Source organism: Luteolibacter luteus, from assembly GCF_012913485.1.
GTDB classification, from domain to species: domain Bacteria; phylum Verrucomicrobiota; class Verrucomicrobiia; order Verrucomicrobiales; family Akkermansiaceae; genus Haloferula; species Haloferula lutea.
Map to the genome: position 1 here is coordinate 5,159,380 of NZ_CP051774.1, position 21,535 is coordinate 5,180,914.

At 61.8% G+C, this 21,535-nt stretch carries 17 protein-coding genes; 6 read left to right on the plus strand and 11 right to left on the minus strand.

What is annotated here, in order from left to right:
• Positions 1–24 precede the first annotated feature (24 nt).
• The gene (locus tag HHL09_RS21370; RefSeq protein WP_169456682.1) at positions 25–663 is read left to right on the plus strand and encodes an HD domain-containing protein; all 639 of its coding nucleotides are present in this window, start codon (positions 25–27) and stop codon (positions 661–663) included.
• Between the two features lie 47 nt (positions 664–710).
• On the opposite strand, the gene HHL09_RS21375 is transcribed toward HHL09_RS21370, so the two are convergent.
• The 9 genes from HHL09_RS21375 to HHL09_RS21415 all read right to left on the minus strand — a co-directional run bounded on the left by HHL09_RS21375 (position 711) and on the right by HHL09_RS21415 (position 12,175).
• Positions 711–2,306, minus strand: coding sequence for an OpgD/OpgG family glucan biosynthesis protein (locus tag HHL09_RS21375; protein ID WP_169456683.1), 1,596 nt, complete (start codon positions 2,304–2,306; stop codon positions 711–713).
• A 459-nt stretch (positions 2,307–2,765) separates the two neighbouring features.
• The gene (locus tag HHL09_RS21380) at positions 2,766–3,551 is read right to left on the minus strand and encodes a DUF3108 domain-containing protein (RefSeq protein WP_169456684.1); all 786 of its coding nucleotides are present in this window, start codon (positions 3,549–3,551) and stop codon (positions 2,766–2,768) included.
• Positions 3,552–3,604: 53 nt separating this feature from the next.
• Positions 3,605–4,612 (minus strand): biotin synthase BioB, encoded by a 1,008-nt coding sequence (bioB, locus tag HHL09_RS21385; protein ID WP_169456685.1) that lies wholly within the window; start codon positions 4,610–4,612, stop codon positions 3,605–3,607.
• Between the two features lie 65 nt (positions 4,613–4,677).
• On the minus strand, positions 4,678–5,358 hold the full coding sequence (locus HHL09_RS21390) for a hypothetical protein (protein WP_169456686.1): 681 nt from the start codon (positions 5,356–5,358) through the stop codon (positions 4,678–4,680).
• A gap of 105 nt (positions 5,359–5,463) precedes the next feature.
• Complete coding sequence (locus HHL09_RS21395; RefSeq protein ID WP_205760903.1) at positions 5,464–6,603, minus strand: MalY/PatB family protein; 1,140 nt, start codon at positions 6,601–6,603, stop codon at positions 5,464–5,466.
• A gap of 652 nt (positions 6,604–7,255) precedes the next feature.
• A complete protein-coding gene (locus HHL09_RS21400) occupies positions 7,256–8,707 on the minus strand; it encodes a DUF4340 domain-containing protein (RefSeq protein WP_169456688.1) in 1,452 nt (483 codons plus the stop codon).
• 31 nt (positions 8,708–8,738) lie between these two features.
• On the minus strand, positions 8,739–10,655 hold the full coding sequence (locus tag HHL09_RS21405) for a GldG family protein (RefSeq protein ID WP_169456689.1): 1,917 nt from the start codon (positions 10,653–10,655) through the stop codon (positions 8,739–8,741).
• Between the two features lie 37 nt (positions 10,656–10,692).
• Positions 10,693–11,427: an ABC transporter permease gene (locus tag HHL09_RS21410; RefSeq protein WP_169456690.1), complete on the minus strand. Its 735-nt coding sequence runs from the start codon at positions 11,425–11,427 to the stop codon at positions 10,693–10,695.
• Positions 11,428–11,449: 22 nt separating this feature from the next.
• Positions 11,450–12,175, minus strand: coding sequence for an ABC transporter ATP-binding protein (locus HHL09_RS21415; RefSeq protein ID WP_169456691.1), 726 nt, complete (start codon positions 12,173–12,175; stop codon positions 11,450–11,452).
• A 179-nt stretch (positions 12,176–12,354) separates the two neighbouring features.
• Here HHL09_RS21415 and HHL09_RS21420 point away from each other — a divergent pair, with 179 nt between their 5' ends.
• The 3 genes from HHL09_RS21420 (at position 12,355) to ybeY (ending at position 15,719) form a co-directional block, all read left to right on the plus strand.
• Positions 12,355–13,320 (plus strand): PhoH family protein, encoded by a 966-nt coding sequence (locus HHL09_RS21420; RefSeq protein ID WP_169456692.1) that lies wholly within the window; start codon positions 12,355–12,357, stop codon positions 13,318–13,320.
• 295 nt (positions 13,321–13,615) lie between these two features.
• Complete coding sequence (locus HHL09_RS21425) at positions 13,616–15,253, plus strand: HD family phosphohydrolase (protein WP_169456693.1); 1,638 nt, start codon at positions 13,616–13,618, stop codon at positions 15,251–15,253.
• Between the two features lie 4 nt (positions 15,254–15,257).
• Entirely contained in the window at positions 15,258–15,719 is a 462-nt protein-coding gene (gene ybeY / locus HHL09_RS21430) for an rRNA maturation RNase YbeY (protein WP_169456694.1), read from the plus strand.
• Positions 15,720–15,740: 21 nt separating this feature from the next.
• Here ybeY and HHL09_RS21435 read toward each other — a convergent pair whose 3' ends face one another.
• Positions 15,741–16,073: a DMP19 family protein gene (locus HHL09_RS21435; protein WP_169456695.1), complete on the minus strand. Its 333-nt coding sequence runs from the start codon at positions 16,071–16,073 to the stop codon at positions 15,741–15,743.
• Between the two features lie 118 nt (positions 16,074–16,191).
• On the opposite strand from HHL09_RS21435, the gene HHL09_RS21440 reads away from it, so the two are divergent.
• A complete protein-coding gene (locus HHL09_RS21440) occupies positions 16,192–18,243 on the plus strand; it encodes an RNA polymerase sigma factor (protein WP_169456696.1) in 2,052 nt (683 codons plus the stop codon).
• Positions 18,240–19,499: a hypothetical protein gene (locus HHL09_RS21445; protein WP_169456697.1), complete on the plus strand. Its 1,260-nt coding sequence runs from the start codon at positions 18,240–18,242 to the stop codon at positions 19,497–19,499. The genes HHL09_RS21440 and HHL09_RS21445 overlap by 4 nt, the downstream gene beginning before the upstream one ends.
• Before the next feature lie 94 nt (positions 19,500–19,593).
• On the opposite strand, the gene speA is transcribed toward HHL09_RS21445, so the two are convergent.
• On the minus strand, positions 19,594–21,534 hold the full coding sequence (speA, locus tag HHL09_RS21450) for a biosynthetic arginine decarboxylase (RefSeq protein ID WP_169456698.1): 1,941 nt from the start codon (positions 21,532–21,534) through the stop codon (positions 19,594–19,596).
• Position 21,535: the final 1 nt, after the last annotated feature.

Sequence of the window (21,535 nt, forward strand, 5' to 3'; positions counted from 1 at the left end):
AGACGGTGGCAGACTGTTCCCGCCATGAAACATCGAATCGCCGATATCATCATCCCCGATAGCAAGTTGGCCACCGAAGCTACGGAATTGCTCCGCGAGCACGGTACCGAGCTGCTCTACAACCACTCGCTCCGCGTCTTCATCTTCGCCGCCCTGCGCGGAGAACGTGAGAAGATGAAGTATGATCCGGAACTGCTCTACATCAGCGCCATCTTCCACGACCTCGGGTTGGTGCCGCCCTACAGCAGTCCGGACGAGCGTTTCGAGGTAGACGGCGCGAATGCCGCCCGCACTTTCCTCCAGCAGCACGGAATCCCCGAGCAGACTGCGGACATCGCCTGGGATGCGATCGCGCTGCATACCACACCGGGCATCACGAAGTGGAAAAAGCCCGAGGTGGCCTTGCTGGCGAATGGTGTGAAACTCGACGTTGTGGGGGTGGGCTACGAAGAGCTTTCGCGGGAGCAGCGCGAGGAAATCGTGGCTGCGTTTCCGAGGCCGAACTTCAAGCAGGAGATCGTGCGCGCTTTCTTTGATGGCATCTCGCACAAGCCCTTCACCTGCTACGGCAACATCAAGGCGGACGTCTGCGAACGACTCCTGCCGGGATACAAGAGGCCGAACTTTGTCGAGATGATCGAGAACTCGCCTTGGGCGGAGTGATCCTACCGAGGCCCGCATGAGAGATCGTGCGGGCCTCTACGCGCTGCTCAGTGCGTCCGCTTCCAAAGGTAGACCCAACGCTCGGAGACGACTTTGCCGTTTTCATCCTGCAGCTCGCAGGTCATGTCGATGTCGTTCACCTCTTTCGAGGGATCGAGCACGAAGAAGGCGCGCAGCACCTGTGGCATATGGATGGTCTCGCTGCGGCCTAGACCGGCAGGGATGTCATCGACATTTGCCATGCTGAGATCGGTGAGGCCGACGTGGATGAGCTTCACGCCGGGTTGGTTCACGGTGACCACCGGCTTGAACTTCGAAATGTCATCCCACTTTGGATCGCCGACTTTCTTTTCCGGGTTCAGCGGCTTGGCGAAATCGATCGTCATCAGCACTTCGTCCGGCTTCTGCACCGGATTGCCGGCGCGGGTCGCGCGTACGGTGAAGAGTCCGGAGGGCTTGGGATCGCGCATCCAGACGAGGCGGTAGTGGAAGCGGAAAGGTTTGCCCACTTCTGGTGCCGGCGTGGGTTCCCAAACGAGGATCACGTTGTCATTGGTCTCGTCGATGGTCGGCATCTCGATGAGGTGCAGCTTGCCGTTCGCAAAGCCGGAGACGGGCTCGACGCGAACGCTCGGGCGGTTGTGGTAACCAGCTTCGACGTCCTGATAGGAGGCGAAAGAACGATCGCGCTGCACCAGTGACCAGGAACGCGGGCTCTCCATGGTGAAGACACAGTGGCGGAATTGATCCTTGGTGTGCTCCAGCGGGCGGTAATGAAGATTGCCGCTGCCGAGCTCCATCAGAAAGCCATCGCTATCGTGGACTTCCGGGCGGAAGTCGTAGGGGCGCGGGTGGGTGTTTTCGCCGAACCAGAACATGCTGGAGAAGGGGGCGAGCCCGAGCTGCTTGACCGGACGGCGCAGGGTCAGCTCCGCCTCGACATCCATCACCGTCTCCTCGCCGGGAGTGACGGTGAACTTGTAGGCACCGGCCACGCTTTCGCCCTCAAGCAGTGCCGTGGCGGTGAGGGTTTTGGCATCCTTCTCCGGATGATCGAGGTAGAACTCGGTGAAGTCCGGGAACTCTTCCGCGACACCGGGCAGGCCGCTGTTGATGGAGAGGCCGCGGGCGGAGAGACCGTAGGGCGCGCCCTTCGGGATCGAGCGGAAGTAGCTCGCTCCGAGGAAAACCAGAAACTCGTCCATGTATTCCTTCGAGTTCAGGTGCGTGCGTGCTCGCCATCCGGCGTAGCCCGGAGGCGGCGGGGTGCCTGCCGGAATCTTGTTCTTCCCGTAATCGAAGAGCGAGGTATCGAACTTGAGCGGCTTCTCGTCGCCGTCCTTCACTTCATGGATCTCCACGGTCTTCTTGGCCGTCCAACCAGGGTGGAAGAAATCGATGGAGAAGGGGCCCTGATCCCACCACAGGCCGGACTCCATCTTGAAGCGGATGTCGCGGTGCTGGTCGTAGCTCAGGTTTGCCCAGAAGTCATCCAGCTTGGCTTGGTGTGGCGCGTAGGGCTTCGCCGCAATTTGCCGCGCCTTTTCCCGCAGGGTATCGAAGGAAAACTCCTCAGCGTGGAGCAGGGCAGGGGTGAGCAAGCCAGTGGCGAGCGAAGCGGCGAGGATGCGGCGGTGGATCATGGATCGGATTGGCGGCCAAAGTTTTGGCAGCTGGATCCGTTGGATGCAAGGTCGGGAGGCTTTGTGATCCGGCGTCGTCGTGTCTGGCTAATTATCGCCGTGGCCCAGCGTCTCGCGTTGACCCTCCAGTGTGGCCACCCGTGAGTTCAAGTCCTGCATGCATGCGAAGAGGCCCCGCAAAATGTGGGTAAGCCTCTCTGCATCTTCCGAACTCATTCTATCAAGTTCGGTCGAAAGGGCGTTCATTAGCTCATCTTTCGCGTCGGTAGTCATGTTGCCGGGGGTGGGTGGGGGAACTTGGATGCGAAGCTCTTAGATCCTGCATCCTTGCAGTGAAACGCGCGCTTTCAGCGTGCGTTTACTTAACATTCCCAAAAACGGTCATTATGGCAAGCCGTGTATTTACGAAGGAATACGCATGCCAACATCCCTTCGCCCAAGCAAAAAATCGGAGGTGACTTACAATTTTCTCGTACCGGACAAGGTCATGCGGACATCGCCGATAAAGACTTCCGACCTCAACTCGACAGGGATGCGATTCGCATCATCAGACAGCCAGAGGGTGGAGCTCTTCATTTTCTTGTAGGGAAGAAGAGCTTTGGTCTTCGGATCGATTTTTTGGAGGGCGACGGACATCTTGATTGTGTCCCGCCCGGCGAATTTTTCGTGGCCCAGCACGTTGACCGTCATCAGGTACGGCTTGTCGAAGGGCTGCAGGGGGATGACCAGCTTGTCACCATCGGCCAGCTTCTGGCTACGGACGTGGAGCATGGCTGAGAAAATATCGTGCACCGGGGTGAAGCGGAACTCGCTGTTAATGGTGCCGGACTTCCCGTTTTTGGTGATGCGAATGGTCTGCTCGCTTTTGACGAGCGGGCCCGTCCAAGTGGTGCGGGTGGTGTTCACCTCGTCTCCCTCATCGGCGACTCCCACGGCGACACGGGGGCGGAGCGTCGCCGGATCCAGCCGGGACATCATGGTGAACTTGGTTTTGTAGAGCGTGGAAGCGAGGCCCGAGCTGCCGCCGCTTGCCTTCGCGTTGTAGTCGGAAGGGAACTTCGGATCCGGCGCGCCGAAGGTGAAGTTGAGCTTCCCGGCATTCAGCATGCCGTTCCAAGTGAGGCGATATTCGACGGCCAGCGGGGTGAGCTTCGGATGCGGCCCCAGCTTTGCCGGGGTCACTTCCGTCTTCCAATCCGCCAGCGCAGGAAGGGCCGAGGCAAGGAGCAGGAAAAGGGTCTTCATCTCCTCCTTAGACTCCGCCCATTACGCGGGCATTCAAGCTGAGATATGCAACGCTATTCCCCGCAACCACAGCAGGCAGGGCTCAGCGGGCGCTCTTCCTCTGCTTCCGGGGCGGCGAGAGCAGGATTCGGAGCGAGGGTGCCGAGGCCGAGCTTGGCGAGCAGGGCGCGGTCTTTTTCCACGGCAGGATTCTTCGCCGTGAGCAGCTTGTCTCCGTAGAAGATGGAATTCGCCCCTGCGAAGTAGCAGAGTGCTTGAGTTTCGTCGGACATGCGGGTGCGGCCTGCGGAAAGGCGGACCTTCGCCTTTGGCACGGCGATGCGGGTCACGGCGATCATGCGGACCACGTCGAAGGCATCCACAACGGCGCTACCTTCGAGCGGCGTGCCAGGCATCGGCATGAGCGAGTTGATCGGCACGCTTTCCGGCTGCGGATTGAACTCGGAGATGACCTCCAGCATCTTCAAGCGGTCATCGGTGGTTTCACCGAGACCGAGGATGCCACCACAGCAGACAGACATGCCGGCATCCTGCACATTGCGGATGGTGCGCAGACGGTCTTCGTAGGTGTGGGTGGTGACGATGTTCGGATAGTGTTCCGGAGAGGTGTCCAGATTGTGATTGTAGGCGGTGACGCCTGCTTCCTTGAGCTGCTTGGCTTCTTCCGGGCCGAGCTCGCCGAGGGTCACACAGACCTCCATGCCGAGCGTCGAAACGCCCTTCACGATATCCAGCACCTGCTCGAAGCGCTGGGTGCCGCCGCGCACGCCGCGCCATGCCGCGCCCATGCAGAAGCGGGTAGAGCCGGTGTCGCGGGCCGCTTGGGCGCGCTCCATGATGGTTTCCTTACTCATCAGGCGCTCGATCTCGACGCCTGAGTTATAGCGCGCGGATTGGGCGCAGTAAGAGCAGTCTTCCGAGCAGCCGCCGGTCTTGATGGAGAGCAGGGTGCAAAGCTGCACGTCATTCTCCGGCCAGTTGGCTTCGTGCACGGCACGCGCCTCCTTGAGGAGTTCGAAGAAGGGCAGGGAATGGAGACGCTTGAGTTCGGCGAAAAGCATGGGCGGAAAATGAAAGAAGAAAGGGAATCTGTGACAGGACCCGGGGAGGTGATTGCACGGAAGCTTTACCTCACCCAGCCCTTACCGGTCGGGAGCTGTCCACGGCCAACCATCGAGTAGTCGGTGGCACCCAAGGCACCTTCAAGATTGATGCCGACCGCGCTTTTCCAAGCCTTGCTCATGCTTTCGGCGGTGTGGCAGCCCCAGCTCTTGCAATAGGCGTTCTTGGCAAAGACGGAGGAACGGATCCGCGAGAGGTCCCGCTCGTGAATCCACGCGGAGCTGGAGGCCATGATGTCATTGCCGTAATCGAGCATGAAGCAGTACTTATTCGAGTGGCCGAAGTAGTCGAAGGTCTCGATGGAGGCTCGAGGGCGATTGTTGATCGCAGAAATCGCGCTGGAAGAGCTATCCACCCAGACAAGCGTGCAATTGCGCTTCTTGGCCAGGTTGGCGATCCAGCTGGTGTAGGGCTGGCGGTCTTCCTGCCCGCGGGTCTGATAGGCAGGGCGATAGACGATCCAGACGATGGGTGCGTTTTCGCCGTAGGCCTTGCGGAGTTCCACCATGCGGAGCGTGGAGGCCCGGATGAAATTTGCCCACCAGCGGTCGTGCTGGTCGCGCTCGACACGCAGATCCTCCCATTCGCGCAGGGCGGGACCGCCGGTCATGATGACGTGGTCCGCCGAAGCGATGGAAACCAAGGAAAAGAACGCGAAAAGGGCGGAGCGCAGCGAGCGGGCCATGCGGGGAGTGTAGGGATGAGCTGTCCGCTGGCAAGGAGCGGGTGAGAGGTGGGAAAAGGCGCGGTTGGATTGTTCAAATGAACGTCCGTGGCTGGCGTGGCAGGCTCATGGCATCGCGCGGACCATTTTTTCCAATCCTTCCAGCATGCGGGCGCGGGTGCAGCCGAAGTTGAAACGGATCCAGCCGGGCCAGCCGAAGAAGGCACCGTCAGAGAGGAAGAGGCCGGCGTTTTTCTCGAAGTACTGGGCGGGATTCTCCACGCCCATGCCGCGGGCATCGATCCATGCGAGGTAGGTGGCCTCGCCAGGGACGATCTTCAGTTTCGGCATGCGCTCGGCGATGAAGGTGTCCAGCAGCTCGCGGTTGCGGCGCAGGTAGGCGAGCAGTTGTTGGCGCCATTCCTCGCCGTGGCGATAGGCGGCCTCGGCAGCGTAGTAGGAGAGGGCATTGATCTCCGAAAGGGTGTGGCCGCGCTGGGCTGCGAACTTGCGGCGGATCGAGTCGTCAGGAATCACGGCGAAGGCATAGCCGAGGCCCGCGATGTTCCAGGTCTTGCTCGGGGAAAGCAGCGTGATAGTTCGCTGGCGCAGGTCCTCCGGCAGCTCGAGCGCGGAGAAATGTGGCGTTTTCGCGGCATCCAGCACGAGGTCGCAGTGGATCTCATCGGAAACGAGGACGAGATCGTGCTTCACACAGAAGCGGGCGAGTTGTTCCACCTCGTCCTTGTTGAAGACGCGACCCAAGGGGTTCTGTGGATTGCAGAGCAGGAAGACCGTGGTGTCCGGGGTCACGGCAGCTTCCATCGCGTCCCAATCGAAAGTCCAGCGGCCCCCGGCTTCGATGTGATCGACGGTGATCAGTTTCGCGGGGCCGTCGTGGTGGACGCCGATGAAGGGCGGGTAGACCGGGGTACAGGTCATCAGTGCCTGGCCTTCCTTGCAGAAGGCGCGTCCGGCCAAGGAAAGGGCGGGAACGAGGCCGCCGAGGTGGATGATTTGCTCGCCCGGCACGGTGACGCCGCGCCGTTGCTTGAGATAGAGATCAATCGCTTCGTTCAGGCCTTCGTGTGCCTGGGCATAACCGAAGATCCCATGGTTTACGCGGGAGTGAAGCGCTTCGAGGATCTCCGGGGCGGAGGCGAAGTCCATGTCCGCCACCCAGAAGGGGTCGAGCTCCGGCCGGCGGTCGAACTTGATGCAACCGGTGCCCTTGCGGACGAGGGGGATGTCGAAGTCGTGCGTCACGGGGCGGTATTTAAGGCCGGAATGCGTAGTGGCAAGCCGTGATGAGGGGTGCGGATGGTTTCCGGATGGTGAGGCGGGTGGTCGTTGATCGGTGGGAGGGGCAGAGGATGCCGGGGGATCTTGGAAATCGGAGCCTGTTATGCCTGTTAAAACAGGGAAATTAACAGGCGGGGAGGAGAGCGACATCGAGTATCGGATGTTCAGCGTTGAACGTCGAAGTGCGGGATTCGGGCGGGGTCGGACTTCGGTCGGAGTGCATGCGAGCGGGAAGTATGGCGCATGCGAGGGGTGGGTTTCTACTGCCAAGGTCGATCAAGATGGGCACGGGAGAAGTTAGAAGCCCCCCGGCACCCCTTCAGGGTGCGTTCTTGTTCGCGGCCTGACCCAGGGTTGCGCGCTGCGCGCTTACCCTGGGCTATCTCCCTGCCGCCCCGTTGGGGCTCTGGAGCGGTGCATGGGGCGGGCTTGCTCTATCTCCCGCCCCCGTTGGGGCTTTGTAAGGGATGCGGGTTGTGCTTACCTGAGACTATCGCCCGGTCGCCCCGTTGGGGCGTTAGAGGAGCGGCGCTTGTTTCGAGGGCTCTGGGAAATCTCTAACAGAGCGGTGGAATGAAAAAGGGCGGCCGAAGCCGCCCTTTTTTGTTTTGGAATGTTACTGGCCTTCGCTTGGTGGGGCTTCCTGCGGGGGAGCTTGCTCCGGCTTCGGGGCGTCTTCTGCCTTCGGCGTTTCCTCGGGCTTGGCGGCCTTGTCTTCCTCGAGCGGCGGGATGGCGATCGGAGGCGTCACGGCTTCCACGCGACGGCGGGTAGCCGGTGCGGCCTGACCGGCACCTGGCGGGATCATGCCGGGAGGCAGGCCTTGGGGCATCAAGCCGGGTGGCAGACCTTGCATGCCGCCCTGAGCACCGGGACCTCCTGCTGGAGGCGTGGCCGACTGAAGCAGCGAAGAGCGATCCTTGAGCAGGGCGTCCAAGGTGAACTTGCTCACCTTGAAGGTGCGTCCTGCGAGGGCCTTGTCCGCGGCGAGGCGCTTCTCAAGCTCGGCCTTGCGGTCGGCGAAGGCCTTGTCCTTGGTCTTGGCGTCTTCCTCGGATTCCTTCTCCTCCTTCTTGCGCTCGGCAGGCAGGGTGGCCTCCACTTCTACGGTCATGTAGTAGGCAGGCTCGGCCGGAACTTCTTCCGGATCCGCGCCCTCCTTCTTCTCTTCCTCCGGGGCGGGGTTGATCTTGAAGGTGTAGGTGAAGCCTTCGAAGGTCTCGATCTTGGCGATTTGCTGCGCGGTCGGCTGCACTTCGTCCGCCTTCTCCTTCGACACCACGTCCTCGAAGCGCGCATAGGAGAAGAGCGTCTTCAAGGGGGCGGTGAGGCTGGGGTTCAGGGTCTCGTTCTCCTTCGCGCCGTCCAAGGTGAACTCTCCATTCTCATCCGTGCGGCTGAGCTTCCAGGCGATCTCCTTCGACTGTGCAGGCGGGGTAATGGAGATGCTTTTGATCTTCTCAACCTTCAGGAAGTCTTCCTGAAGCCAGCGCGGGGCTTCGGTCGAGAGGGTCGGGAAGAGCTCGCTCACCACATAGACGCCGGATTGGTCGGCGTGGTTGCGGAAGAAACGGCCGGTGGAACCGCCGCCGAACATGCTCATCGGATCGCTGCCGGACTCGAGGTTCTTGCCCAGAGTCACGTGCGCCAGCTCGCTGCCGGCGTCATTGCTGAGGATCACCTCGGTGCCGCGGTCCTTTTCTTCCTTCGCGGCCGGATCCATGCCGAAGCGCGGGGCAAAGGAAGGCTCGGACTCGATGCCCTGCGTGACCTTCACTTCGGCCAGCGTGCGCAGGAATTCATTCAGGCTCTTGATGTTCGCGGGATAGCCCTCGCGCTCGGCGACGCTCCAATTGCCGTCCTTGCGGACCAGCGTGGTAACCTTGTCACCCGACTTCACCTGCACCTTCGCGACTTCATTCGCGTTGAGATCGGCGAGCACGGTTTGCCCGCGGTTGCGCGAGGTCTTGCTTTCAAAGCCCTTCGAGTTGCTCGAACGGGCGAAGAAGGCGGCGACGGTCAGGAGGATGGCGATGATCCAGAGGACAACGACTTGTCGTTTGTTCATGGCTGGAGATGTTAGGAAGTGAAGGGTGGGTTCAGCGTGCGCGGGTGGATGAACGGCGCTTCAGCAGCAGGCCGAGGCCAGAAACGATGACGAGGAGCGGCACTGCCAGGATGTTTACGAAGGTGGTGGTTCCGGCCAGCTTGTCCTTCTCCCGCTTCAGGTCCTTCTGAAGCTCGCGGACTTGCTTGCGCGATTCGACTTCCTCCTGACGGAACTGCTTGATCTCCGTTTCCTGCTCCGGGGAGAGGTAGAGCTGCGATCCCGCGGACTTCTGGGACTGGAGTTCGTTCAGCTTCTGTTGTGCGGCTTCAGCCTTGGCTTCGAGCTCTTCGATCTTGCTGCCGACGCGCTTGTTTGCATCCGCTTCCATCTCCTTGATCTTGGTGAAGGGGCGGGCAATCGCGGCGCGGCTACGGGCACCGATCAGATGGGTCGAAGAGGCGGCCTGGTCGATGATGTTGAAGAACAGCGAGGGGTTGCCATTGATCTGGCGGGCCACCTGCATGCCGCCACCGAAGTTCTGCACCTGATAGGCGAACTGGTTGAAGAAGGCGTCGATGTCGGAAATGATGAAGACATTGCCTTCCTTGGTGGCATCCACCAGATGGGCGGGCTTCTCCTCCTTCTTTTCCTCTTCCTTCTTCTCGCCTTCGGCGGGCGGGGTTTCTTCGGCGGTCGGCTTGCCCTTCGGGAAGGCGGACTTGAAGTTACCCTTCAAGTGCAGCACCAGGTCATAGGACTGGGTGCCACGGAAGCTGTTGGTCAGCTTCGGGTCGAGTTGGGAGGCCTTCGTGGAGTCGACGAAGCCGGCCTTGTCAGAGGACTTCACCAAGGTTTCCACCGTCACACCGGGGGAGCCGCTCTTCGTCAGGCCGCCGGGCAGGAAGAACACCAGGCTCGTGAGGTCGCGGGTGATCACGTCATCCTTTTGCGGCATGCCATCCTTCGGCACGGTCAGCACCGCGATGCCCGGGCGATTGCCATTCATCGTGGTCTGGTAGTTCTCATCCGCGAGAACCTGTTGGTTCATCGCCACACCCCAGGAACCCAGCAGGGTCGGCAGGGTGGAGGAAGTCGGCAGGCCGCCGGCTCCGCCCATCATCGGGTTTGGCGGAGGGCTGCTCATTTGGGCTGCCACCGAGAACGGATCGAGGCAAGCCACCACCGTGCCGCCTTGTAGGAGGTACTGGTCGATGGCGAATTCCGCTTCAGGAGTGATCTCAGCGGGGTGGAAGACGAGCAGGACGTCGATTTCCGGGTCGATCTTCTCCGGGGTCATCCCGAGATCTCTCACCTCATAGGATTGGGAGAGCTGCTGGTAGATCACCCACGGTGGCTGGCCTTGCTGGCCAGGCATCATCGCGGGACTGCCGGTAATCGGCAGGGCGGTCATCAGGCCCACGATCGGCTTGTCCGGGCGAGAGACTTCCGAGATCGCCTTGGAAAGCTGGTATTCCAGCATGGTTTCCTGATTGGGATCGAGGAAGGGAATCGTCGAAGTGCGGTCGAGACAGGAAACAGCCAGGCCGAAGTAGAGGTTCTGGTCGTCGAAACTCTGGCCGCGGATGCCGTCGAGGTTTGCGGAGTCTTCTGCATCGGTGTCCGGCTGGGGATCGAGATTCTCCACGCGCAGCTTGCCGCCGGAGAGGTTCGCGTATTCGCCGAGCAGGTCGTCGACGCGGCGCATGTGGAGCTTGAGGGCTTCCGGCATGTAATCGGAACTACGGGTCGCGTAGTAGCGGATCACCACCGGGGCGCCGAGCTCCTTGAGGATGCCCTTGGTGCCATCAGACAAGGTGTGGACCTTGTCTTGGGTGAAGTCGGCATTCTTGTGGCCGAGGCCGAGTCCCGAGACCAGCAGGTTTAGGGAAACGACGATGACCAGCAGCGCGATGATCGCCAGGATGGCGCGTGCCATCGGGTGGACGGTCTTTGCTTCTTTGCTCATGGGATGGAAAGAAATCGGTTAGGGAAGAGGACTGGGATCAGGCGCGCTTCGCGGTGAGGATGGTGCTGGTGCCGAGGAGGCAGCCGAGGGTGATGGAGCCGAACCACACCGCGTCCTGCAGGCGGAAGGCGCCGCGGGCGAGCGACATGAAGTGCTCCCACGGGCCGAGCGCGGTGATCGCGTTCGCCACGTTGGCACCGAAGGTGTCCACGTAGAAGCGGACGAAGAAGTCGAAGGTGCCGAGGGTCAGCAGCACGCAGACCGCGGAGGAAATGATCAGGCAGATGACCTGGTCACGGGTAAAGGCGGAAACCAGCAGCGTGACCGAAAGGTAGCAGCCAGCCAGCAGGATGGCACCGATGTAACCGCAGATGATCGTGAGATTATCCGGGTCGCCGAGCCAGTTCACCGTGATCCAGATGGGGAAGGTGAGCAGCAGGGCCACCACCCACACGGTCGCGGCCGCGAGGAACTTCCCGAAGATGACGCTCCACATCGGGATCGGCATGGTGCCGAGCAGCTCGATGGTCCCGGTGCGCTGCTCTTCCGAGAGCAGGCGCATGCCGACAGCAGGCACCAGCACCATCAGGACGAAGGGCAGGTAGGTGAAGAAGGAGTAGGTCAGGGAGGCGTCCTGCACCGTCATGAAGCTGCCCATGGAGAAGGCAAAGATCATGGACAGGATGAGGAAAACCACGATCACGGCGTAGGCGATCGGGTGGCTGAAGTAACTGCCAAGCTCGCGCTTGAAGATGGTCCAGACGTGTTTCATGGAGAGGAAATCAGGGTAAGGTTCAAGCGGCGGTATCGAGCGTGGTCACCTTCCGGAACAGATCGGTCAGCGATCCGGTGCCGGACTTCTTGATCAGCTCGGCGGGTGTGCCGTCTTCCACGATGCGGCCGCGGTCGACGATGACGGCGCGGGTGCAGGCGGCTTCGACTTCCTCGAGAATGTGGGTGGAAAAGAGGATGGCCTTGGTTTCCCCGAGGCGCTTGATCAGCTGGCGGACCTCGTGTTTCTGGTTTGGGTCAAGGCCGTCAGTCGGCTCGTCCAGAATCAGGACTTCGGGATCGTGCAGCAGCGACTGGGCGAGGCAGGTGCGGTGACGGTAGCCCTTCGAGAGGGTCTCGATCGACTGATAGGCCACGCTCTTCAGGAAGCAGGTTTCAATCGCTCGTTCGACCGCATCGTTCTTGGTGCTGCCCGAGAGGCCGCGGACGTCCGCGCAGAAGCGCAGGAATCCACTGACGGTCATGTCATTGTAGAGAGGGGCGGATTCCGGGAGATAGCCGACCTTTTGCTTCGCCTCGTTCGGATGATCCACCACGGAGATGCCGCAGATCTTTGCGTCACCGGAGGTGGGGGGCAGGAAGCCGGTCACCATCCGCATGGTGGTGGATTTTCCGGCTCCGTTGGGTCCTAGGAAGCCGAGCACTTCCCCTTTCCGGACGGAAAAGGAGAGGTGATCGACGGCGGTCTTCGTTCCGAACTGTTTGGACAGGTTCTCGACTTCGATCATGGGATCACAGGTTTCGTGTGCGTGTGGGAAGATTTTGGACGCTTCGCCGAGCGACGCGGAGCGCGGCGCGCGTCTGAAAAAATTGCTCGCTGACGTATTGGCAAGGTAAAACCCGCTACGGAAAAGCGCGGCGGATTTTCCGGCTGACCTGAAGCTCTGGAATCGTTAGACCGGATGCAATGAGTGTCCCGGAGACAGAGATCAAACTGGAATACGAGACCGCGCCTTTCCTTCATTCCCTGTTCGCGAACGATGCGAAGGAACTCCGCTACCTGGAGGAGAAGCTGAAGGTCCGGGCAGTGACCCGGGACGGGTGGATCCTTTTTGCGGGGCCGGAGGACGCCGTGAAGCAGGCGACGGCCGTATTCGCGGACTTGGAGCAGGCCCGCCGCCAAGGCTCCCAGATCAGCTCCCGGGATTTCCGGATGGCCGTGGATCTGATCGCCGAGGGCGGGGGATCCGTCTCGGAGCTTTCCGGGGTGAAGCTGCTGGGCGTCCGCGGGCGCAAGCCGGTGGTTCCCAAGACCCCGCGGCAACTGGACTACCTGAAGTCGATCGAGAAGAACGACGTGGTTTTTGGTCTCGGGCCGGCGGGCACGGGCAAGACCTACCTGGCCATGGCGATGGGGCTCGCCATGCTGAAGGCCAAGCGGGTGGGCCGTGTCGTTTTGACGCGCCCGGCCGTGGAGGCGGGGGAAGCGCTCGGTTTCCTCCCCGGCGACCTGCGCGAGAAAGTGGCTCCCTATCTGCGCCCGCTCTACGACGCCATCCACGACATGATCGGCCACGAGGAAGGTGAGCGATATCTGGCGGACGGCACCATCGAGATCGCGCCGCTGGCATTCATGCGGGGCCGCACGCTGGCCCGCTCGTTCGTGATTCTGGACGAAGCGCAGAACACGACCCGGGAGCAGATGTTCATGGCGCTGACCCGTCTGGGTGAGGAATCGCGGATGGTGGTGACCGGGGACGGTTCCCAGATCGACCTGAAGCCCAATGTTCCTTCCGGCCTTTTCGAGGCGGAGCGGGCGCTTGCGGGGGTCCCGGGCATCGACTTTATCCGCTTCAGCGGCTCGGACGTGGTGAGGCACCCGGTGGTGGGGCGGATCATTGAGGCCTATGATCGCCACCGCAGCTCGGCTTGATAAAGTGCTGATGATCAACAAAGGTGATTTTTCGATTGTCACATCTCCTTGATTTTTCGCGATTTGAGACTTGATTGACCTTGAGGCAGGCTAGGGGGATTTGCGCATTGCAAAAGGGCCTTGGATCTTCTAACCACCTGCCCCGCCGTTTGGACTCCGGTTGCAAACGGCCCCGATTTCGCAACCCAGTTGCCACACCGTGGGATTCATAGATGCCTTCAAACGCTGGCGCCTCGCGCGCCGCGGCTTGTCATCCGGTCGAAAACGCCGGGTCCATGCCGAAAACCCGGTTGCGATGACGTTGGACCGCAGCGTCTTGGTCCGCCTTTTCCTTTATTTGGTATTTTGCGCGGGGGTGGGGGTGATGGTGCTGCGGGCCGCTTCCGACACGAACTTCGCCGATGAGCGGACCTATGGAGCGCTTTCGGGATTTGTGGTCGCTGCCGCAGCGGTGGCGATCCTTCACAGTCTCCATGAGAACGTATCCCACCGGAATGGTCGCATCATCCTGGTGTTGGGTGGTCTCGCCGGCCACATGGCGGTGGTGCGGGGCATCTCCCTGATGGTGGATGCGAATGACATGGCGGGGGAGATGAAGTTCCTGCTGATCCCCTTCGCCCTGACGCCGATGGTGCACGCCGTGTTGCTGGGCCGGGGCGTGGGCACTTTTTCGACCGTTTTTGCGGCCTTCCTTGGCTCCATGGTGATGCCGAAACAGGATGCGCTCCTGTATGTGGCGGTCAGCCTAGTCTGCGGCTTGGTAGCGGTGCAGGCGGTCCACAAGGTCCGGAAGCGGGTCCAATTGTTGCGTGCCGGCGTGTATTCCGGGGTGGCGGCGCTGCTGCTGTGCATCGCCTTCGGCCGGATTGATCCGGTGCCGGGGATCACCGACCATATGGAAGGTCTCAAGGATGCCGGCCTCAGCTCGCTGGCGGCGCTGGGCACGGGCATCGTGATTGCCCTTCTGGTCAGCGGGATGCTGCCGGTGCTGGAGGGGACCTTCCAGCTGACCACGGACATTTCCTGGCTGGAGCTCAGTGACCTGAACCACAAGCTGCTGCGACGCCTCCAACTGGAGGCTCCCGGGACCTTCCACCACAGCCTGGTGGTCGCTTCGCTGGCGGAGGCTGCCGCCGAGGCAGTGGGGGCGAATGCCGCGATGTGTCGCGTTTCCGCCTACTACCATGACATCGGGAAGCTGAGTAAGCCGGAGTATTTCATCGAGAACCAGGTGGAGGGCGGGGAGAACCCGCACGATTCCCTGACGCCGACGATGAGTGCGCTGATCATCATCGCCCACGTGAAGGACGGCGTGGACCTGGCGGTGAAGCACAAGCTCAACCCGAGGGTGATCGACATCATCCAGGAGCACCACGGGGATTCGCTGGTGAGCTATTTTTACCGCCGTGCCCAGGAACAGAAGAAGGCGGAGATGGAGAAGGTTGAGAAGGGGCTCGAGAATCCGGAGGATCTTCCGAAGATCGACGAGAAGAATTTCCGTTACCCCGGCCCGCGTCCCCGAACCCGCGAAAGCGGCATCGTGAGTCTCGCCGACATCGTTGAAAGCGCCTCCCGGAGCCTCAAGAAGCCGACTCCGGCGAAAATCCGGTCGATGGTGGAGGATTTGATCGAGTCCCGCGTCTGTGACGGCCAGCTCGACGAATGCACGCTGACCCTGCGCGATCTGGCGAAGGTGAAAGACAGCTTTTGTGCGACCCTGCGGAGCATGCTCCACACCCGGATCGACTACCCGAAGGAAGACGAGCGTAGCACGGTGGGACGGAACAAGTCCGACCTCGAGCGCCGTCACAACGGTTCGAAGACCCAGCCGATCAAGACGGCTCCGATCAAGACCGCCCCTCTCCAGCCAGCCCAACCCGCTGTCACTCCCCAGCAACCTCCTGCGACTACCCCGCAGCAATCCGCGAATTGATCCGATGCGTCCCGAACTTATTGTCGGTAACAATCAGGAACGTCTGGAGATCCCCGAGTCATGGCTCATCACCTTGGAAAAGGGCGGGGCGCTGGCGGCCGGAGAGATCCTCCTGAAGCATGTGGTGATCGAGGATGCGCCGTTGCTCGAGCACGAGTGTGTCGAGATTGCGCTCGTCGATGATGAGACCAGCGCGCGGGTTCATGAGCAGTTCATGGGGATCGAGGGTGAGACGGATGTCATCACCTTTCACCATGGTGAGATCGTGATCGGTGTGGAGGTGGCTTTCAAGCAAGCTGCCGAGAATGGGGAGCCGCCTTTACGGGAGCTTTTCCGCTACATCGTGCACGGCCTGCTGCATCTGGCTGGGCATGAGGATGAGGATCCGGCGGACCGCGAGCGGATGGAAGCCGCGCAGGAACCGCTGGTGGCGCGGCTGTGGCCGGAGATCGATGTGCTGGCCTGATATGGGAGGGCTGGAGCCGCTTCAGCTTCCCTGACGGTAGGCCTTCATCAGCTGATCCAGCTTGTCCTCATATTTGTAGAAGGCCTTGTCCTCCTCTCTGAAGGCTTCGCCATCGGGTGATACTTCATCGAGCATTTGGTCCTGCCTCGTCTTCCAGTTGCGGGATGGGGCACCGCCGGGAAAGCGGGCTATCGTGCGTTCTAGGATCGCGGCCGTGTGAAGCGCCCCGATTCTCTTCAAGGCTTCAGCCGTTTCCGCCGCGTGGTCTCCGTGGGAGTTCAGGAAGAACTGGTCGAAGCCGCCGTTGTTGATTTCGGCTTCGAAGTCTTCAACAAGCTGGATCGTTGCGTCCATGATGCGGCGAAGCTATCGCAAGCCCGGGATCATGTATAGTTGGCTCGTGGAAGATGACGCGCCCCGATTGCCGATTTTTTGTCCGATTTTCCGGGCAACTGGTGTTGAAGGGTAGGAGATGACCACGCCGAGCGATGCCACCTTGCTCAACGCCTTTGTACGGGACCGGGACGAGGCGGCCTTCCGCGTGTTGGTGGAGCGGCATCTCTCGCTGATCTTCCATGCCGCGCTGCGAAAGACGGGTAGCCGGGTGATGGCGGAGGAGGTTTCCCAGAACGTGCTCTGTGCGGTGGCGTCCAAGGCGAGCTCCCTGGCCGTGAATCCGGAGCGCTTCGTGCCATGGCTCCACCGGGCCACCCTCTACGAATCCACCAAAGCCATGCGCTCGGAATCATCCCAAAGCCGTCGCAAGGATCTGCTGCATCCCGACGACCTGCGTCCATCGGAGGGGGCAGGAGAGGAGCTATGGGCGAAGGCGCTGCCTCATCTGGACGGGGCATTGGACCGTTTGGCGGAGAAGGATCGCCGGGTGCTGATGCTGCACTTCTTCGAGAAGCTACCCTTTTCCCGGATCGGCGGGCTGTTGGGGAAATCGCCGGCGGCGGTGCAGAAGCAATCGGTGCGGGCGCTGGAGAAGCTCTCGCAGATTCTCCGCGGGCGGGGAGTGGTGGTGCCGGTGGGCGTGCTGGCGAGCGGGATGTTGGCGGAGTCCGCCAAGGGCGCGCCGATGCATCTGGCCGGGGCTCTCACCGCGAAGGCGCTGGGCGCGGCTGCGGCACCGTCCCTCTCCTCCGGAGTTTTTCTTATGATCACGGGAAAATCGAAGATCCTGGTTCCCTGCGGGCTCCTCTTGCTGGGGTTGCCGCTGGCCATGCAGCAGCTCTCGATCGCCGGGGCGGAGCGTGAGTTGGCCGGTCTGCGCCAAGGTCCCCGGCCCGCCGCGACCGCGAAGCGCGAGGTTCGCGAGAGCCCCGGGCTGGTGAAAATTTCGACCAGTCTGGACTTGGTGCGCCTGGCCGATGAGGCCGGGGAGACGAGGCGTTCCGAGGGCTTGAAGTTCGCGCTGAAGCGGAAGCTGGGCGCGCTGTCCGCGGAGGAGCTGGAGGAATTGCTGGATGGCGCGCGGAAGGTTAGGACCGGCATCATGAAGCGGCTGTATCTGGCCGAGTTCCTCGCCTACGCGCTGGCGGCAAAAGATCCGGCGCGGGTGATGGCGTGTGCCGAGCGGGGATGGATGACGCAGGCCTGGGCACCGGAGCTTTTGGGACGCTGGGCCCAGGTCGATCCAGGTGCGGCGCGGGAGTGGCTGGCGAAGATGGAAGCCATGCCCGAATACCGGAGCGCCACCATCAAGGAAGAAGCGGGCGCAGGAGAGGGCAGGGGAGGGTGGCGTCGTGGCACGGCGGAGAGTCTCAATGGCGTGGATAGCGAGCAGTTGCGACGCGAGAAGATCGCGTGGACGGAGGGGGACTCGCTGCGGCAGGCCTATGGCAACGGTCCGCTGAAGACCTTCCAGCAGGCTCTGTTCGTGCAGTTGATGCGCATGGATGCGGAACAGGCGATCGGCTACCTCGAAAGCTTTCCTCCGGACACGCGTCAGATGACGCTCATCAGTGACGGCTTTCATTACCTGGACCCGGCCTCATCCGCGAACGAAGCCGCAGGATGGTTGAAGGCCACCCGCATGCTGCCGGAGGCTAGCCGGAAAGTGATGCTCACCGACTTCGCGATCCACGCGATGGGATCGAATCTCGATGCGCTGGACTTGTCCAAAGTGGAGCCATTCCTGCAAGCGGTGAGCGCGCTGCCTGAGGAAAGATGGTTCCTGGCGGAAGGCGCGGCCAAGCGGATGCTGCGCCACGATCTGTCTCCCGGAACACAGGCAGAGGTGGCGGCGTGGCTTGAAGAGGTGGTGCCCGCGGAAGCCGGGCCGATCCGAGAGGACGCGTTGGCTCTGGTCCACGCCGAGCAGAGGCAGTCCGCGCTTGCCATGCTCAGGCACTTCGAGAAGGAGCGAGCAACGCCCGAGGATCGCGATATCATCCATAACCTGAGCAACCAATACTTCCGTGGAGACCTCACGGAGCCGGCGCTGAAGCTGGCGGACAAGATCGTGGATCCGGCGCTGCGCGAGGAGATGAAGCAGAAGATCCTGGAGAGAGCGCGATGAAAACTCCCCATCATTCCGCGAATCGAACCTGCGTCATTCTCCTGTTGGTGGCGGTAGCTGCCGTGCTGTTAGGCGTGCTCCAACACCGGAGGCTGGTGAAGCTGCGCGATGAGATCGCGACCGCGAGACTGGAAGCAAGTGCGCCCGCGGAGTTCCGGGAGTCGCGGGAAGAGGAACGTGAGGCGGATGATCTTCGCGAGGAGGTCCGGAGCTTGCTGGATGTCTTGAATGATCCGAATGGGCCCGGTTCCGCGCTGAGGATGGCGCGGCTGACCGAGTTGCTCGAGTCGCTGGATGCGGCGGCGGTCAGAAGTCTTCTGGATGAGACGGGAGATGATGCGCGGGGCCTAGCCCTGAAGGAGGCTCTGCGCTGGCAGTTTTACGCCGCGAATCCACGCGAAGCGTTTCGGTTAGCATTGGGCGATGCTCCGGACGAGCAGGCGAAGCGTGCGCAGGTGGGGGCCTTCATCGCGTGGGCGAATCTGGATCCCGCGGGCGTCCTGAAATGGTATTGGGACGCGGAAAAAGAGGGGCTGCCGCTGGCGAAGGAAGAGGAGCTACGAGTCGCGGTATTCGGGGCGCAGGCGAGGCTCGATCCGAAGCGTGCGATCGAGGGCTTTCGCGATCACTTTGGAAAGGATGCGGGTCAGGATGCCAAGCGGGCCGCTTCATCCTTGGTGGGCGGTCTGCGGAGCGAGAGCGAGAGGATGTCATTCATGCTGGCGCTGAATCGGAATACCGAGGCGGATCCCGGTGATGGATCTTTCCGGAAGGCGGTGGTCGCCGAGCTCTCCAAGACGTTGGTGGAGGAGCCCTTTGACGAGGCTTCCGCGGTGATCGATGGAACTTTCACCAAGGAGGAGCGCGAAAAGTTCGCCGGAGTGCTGGGAAATGGCGGCATCTTCAACCCGGATACTTGGCGGCTTTGGATGGGTTGGGTAGCGGCCCTTAATTTACCCGCAGAGCGAGGCCAGCCGATCGCCAATATGACCACGGTCATCGCCCGGAGGAAGGAGCAGTTCAAGGATCTCACGTGGATGGCGGAACTTCCGGCCGGCGCGCAGCGGGATCTGGTGGTGGAGACCTATGCGAGGATCGCAATGGAGTCCGATCTCCAGGAGGCAGTCCACTGGCTCGAATACCTGCCCGCAGGCGAGAAGCGGCGCGATGTGGCCGCCAATGTGGCGTATTATTTAAAGATGAAGGATCCGGACGGTGCCGCGGCGCTCCGGACGAGGGAAGGGGTAGTGGAGTAAGTGCGCGATCGCGGGCTCACGATCTGGAGCCCGCGTCACAGTTCTCCAAACGGAGCGTGAAAGCCGCGCCGCAAGCTGGGCGCGGCTGTCTCGCTTAGCCTTCGAAGTAGGTGTAGCCGCTCAGGCCCGCGCGATAGAGATCGAGGACCTCGCGGCGTTCCTTTGGTGAGATGCGTCCCTGTGCCACGGCCTTTTCGGCGAAGGCGCGGAAGCGTCCAACGAGTTCCTTCGGGTCATACTCCACATAGCTGAGCACGTCGGCGACGGTGTCACCTTCCACTTCGTGGGTGTAAACCGGCTTGCCGCCTTCGAGGTGGACGCCGACGACATTGGTGTCGCCGAGGAGGTTGTGAAGGTCACCGAGGGTTTCCTGATAGGCTCCGACGAGGAAGGTCGCGATGTAGTACGGCTCGCCCGGGCGGACATCGTGGAGAGGGAGCACCTTCGCCACGTCCTCGCGGTCGATGAAGCGGTCGATCTTGCCATCGCAATCGCAGGTGATGTCCGCGATGACGGCGCGCTGGCGCGGGCGCTCGTCCAAGCGGTGGATCGGCAGCACCGGGAAGAGCTGCTTGATCGCCCACGAGTCCGGCAGGCTCTGGAAGAGGCTGAAGTTCCCGTAGTAGAAATCGACCAACGTGTCGGAGAGTTCGCGGAGATCTTCCGGCACGATCTCCAGCTCCAGGATGAGCTTCGAGATGCGGGTCATGATGTGCCAGAACCAGGCTTCGGCGAGGCCGCGCTCGCGCAGCGTGGCGGCACCGTAGAAGAACTGGGCGCGTACCTGGTCGCGGTAGTAGACGGCGTCGTTGAAGCACTCCTGCAGGTTGCGCTTGCTGAGGTCCTTGGCGACCGCGATCAGGTTGATCAGGTTTTGCGGAGCGTTCTCCGGGGTTGGCGGGGCAGTCTCGGTGGTCTGGACCGTGGAGACGTCCAGGATGTTGAAGACGAGCACCGAGTAGTAGGCCACGATGGCGCGGCCGGACTCGGAAATCAGGTTCGGGTGAGAGACGCCTGCCTTGTCGCAGATCTGCATGATCGTCTCGATGACGTCCGTGCAGTACTCAAGGATGGAGTAGTTGCAGGAAGAGTGGAAGTTGGTGTGGGAGCCATCGTAATCGACCGCCATGCCGCCGCCCATGTCGAGGACGCCCATCGGTGCGCCTTCCTTCACGAGGTCGCAATACATGCGGGCCACTTCGGTGGCGCCTTCACGGATCGCGGCGATGTTCGGGATCTGGCTGCCTTGGTGGTAGTGCAGCATGCGCAGGCAACCGAGGTAGCCCTCCGCCTTCAGGCGGTCGACGACCTCGATGACCTGAGTGGCGCTGAGGCCGAAGACCGACTTGTCGCCGGCGCTTTCCGCCCAGTGGCCGGAGCCACGGGTGGAGAGACGAACGCGCACGCCGAGGTTTGGCAGCACGCCGACCTTTCGTGAACGCTCGAGGACAAGGTCGAGCTCGCTCGGCATTTCGAGCACGAGCATCACCTTCAGGCCCATCTTCTGGGCGTGCAGAGCGAGGTCGATGAACTCTTCGTCCTTATAACCATTGCAGACGATGTAGGCCTCCGTGTCGTGCATGTGGGCCAGAGCCGCGATCAGCTCCGGCTTCGAGCCGGCTTCGAGGCCGTAGTGGAACTGTTTTCCGAACTCGGAGATTTCCTCGATGACCTGGCGCTGCTGGTTCACCTTGATCGGATAGACACCGCGGTATTCGCCGCGGTAGCCGGTGTCCTTGATCGCTTGGCGGAAAGATTCGTTCAGCTCGCGGATGCGGGAGTGGAGCAGGTCACGGAAGCGCAGGAGCACCGGGAGATCCGTGCCGCGGTCGCGCAGGCCCTCGATGATCTCGTAAAGCGACACCTCGGAGGTGGTTTCCTCGTCGGTGAGCTTCACGGTCACGTGACCTTTCTTGTTCACCCCGAAGAAGCCGTGGCCCCACTGTTCCACGCCGTACAGCTCGGCGGATTGGTCGGTGGACCAGCCATTTTCTTTTTTCGGTTTGGAGGCCTTGGAGGTCGCGGGCGGAACCATG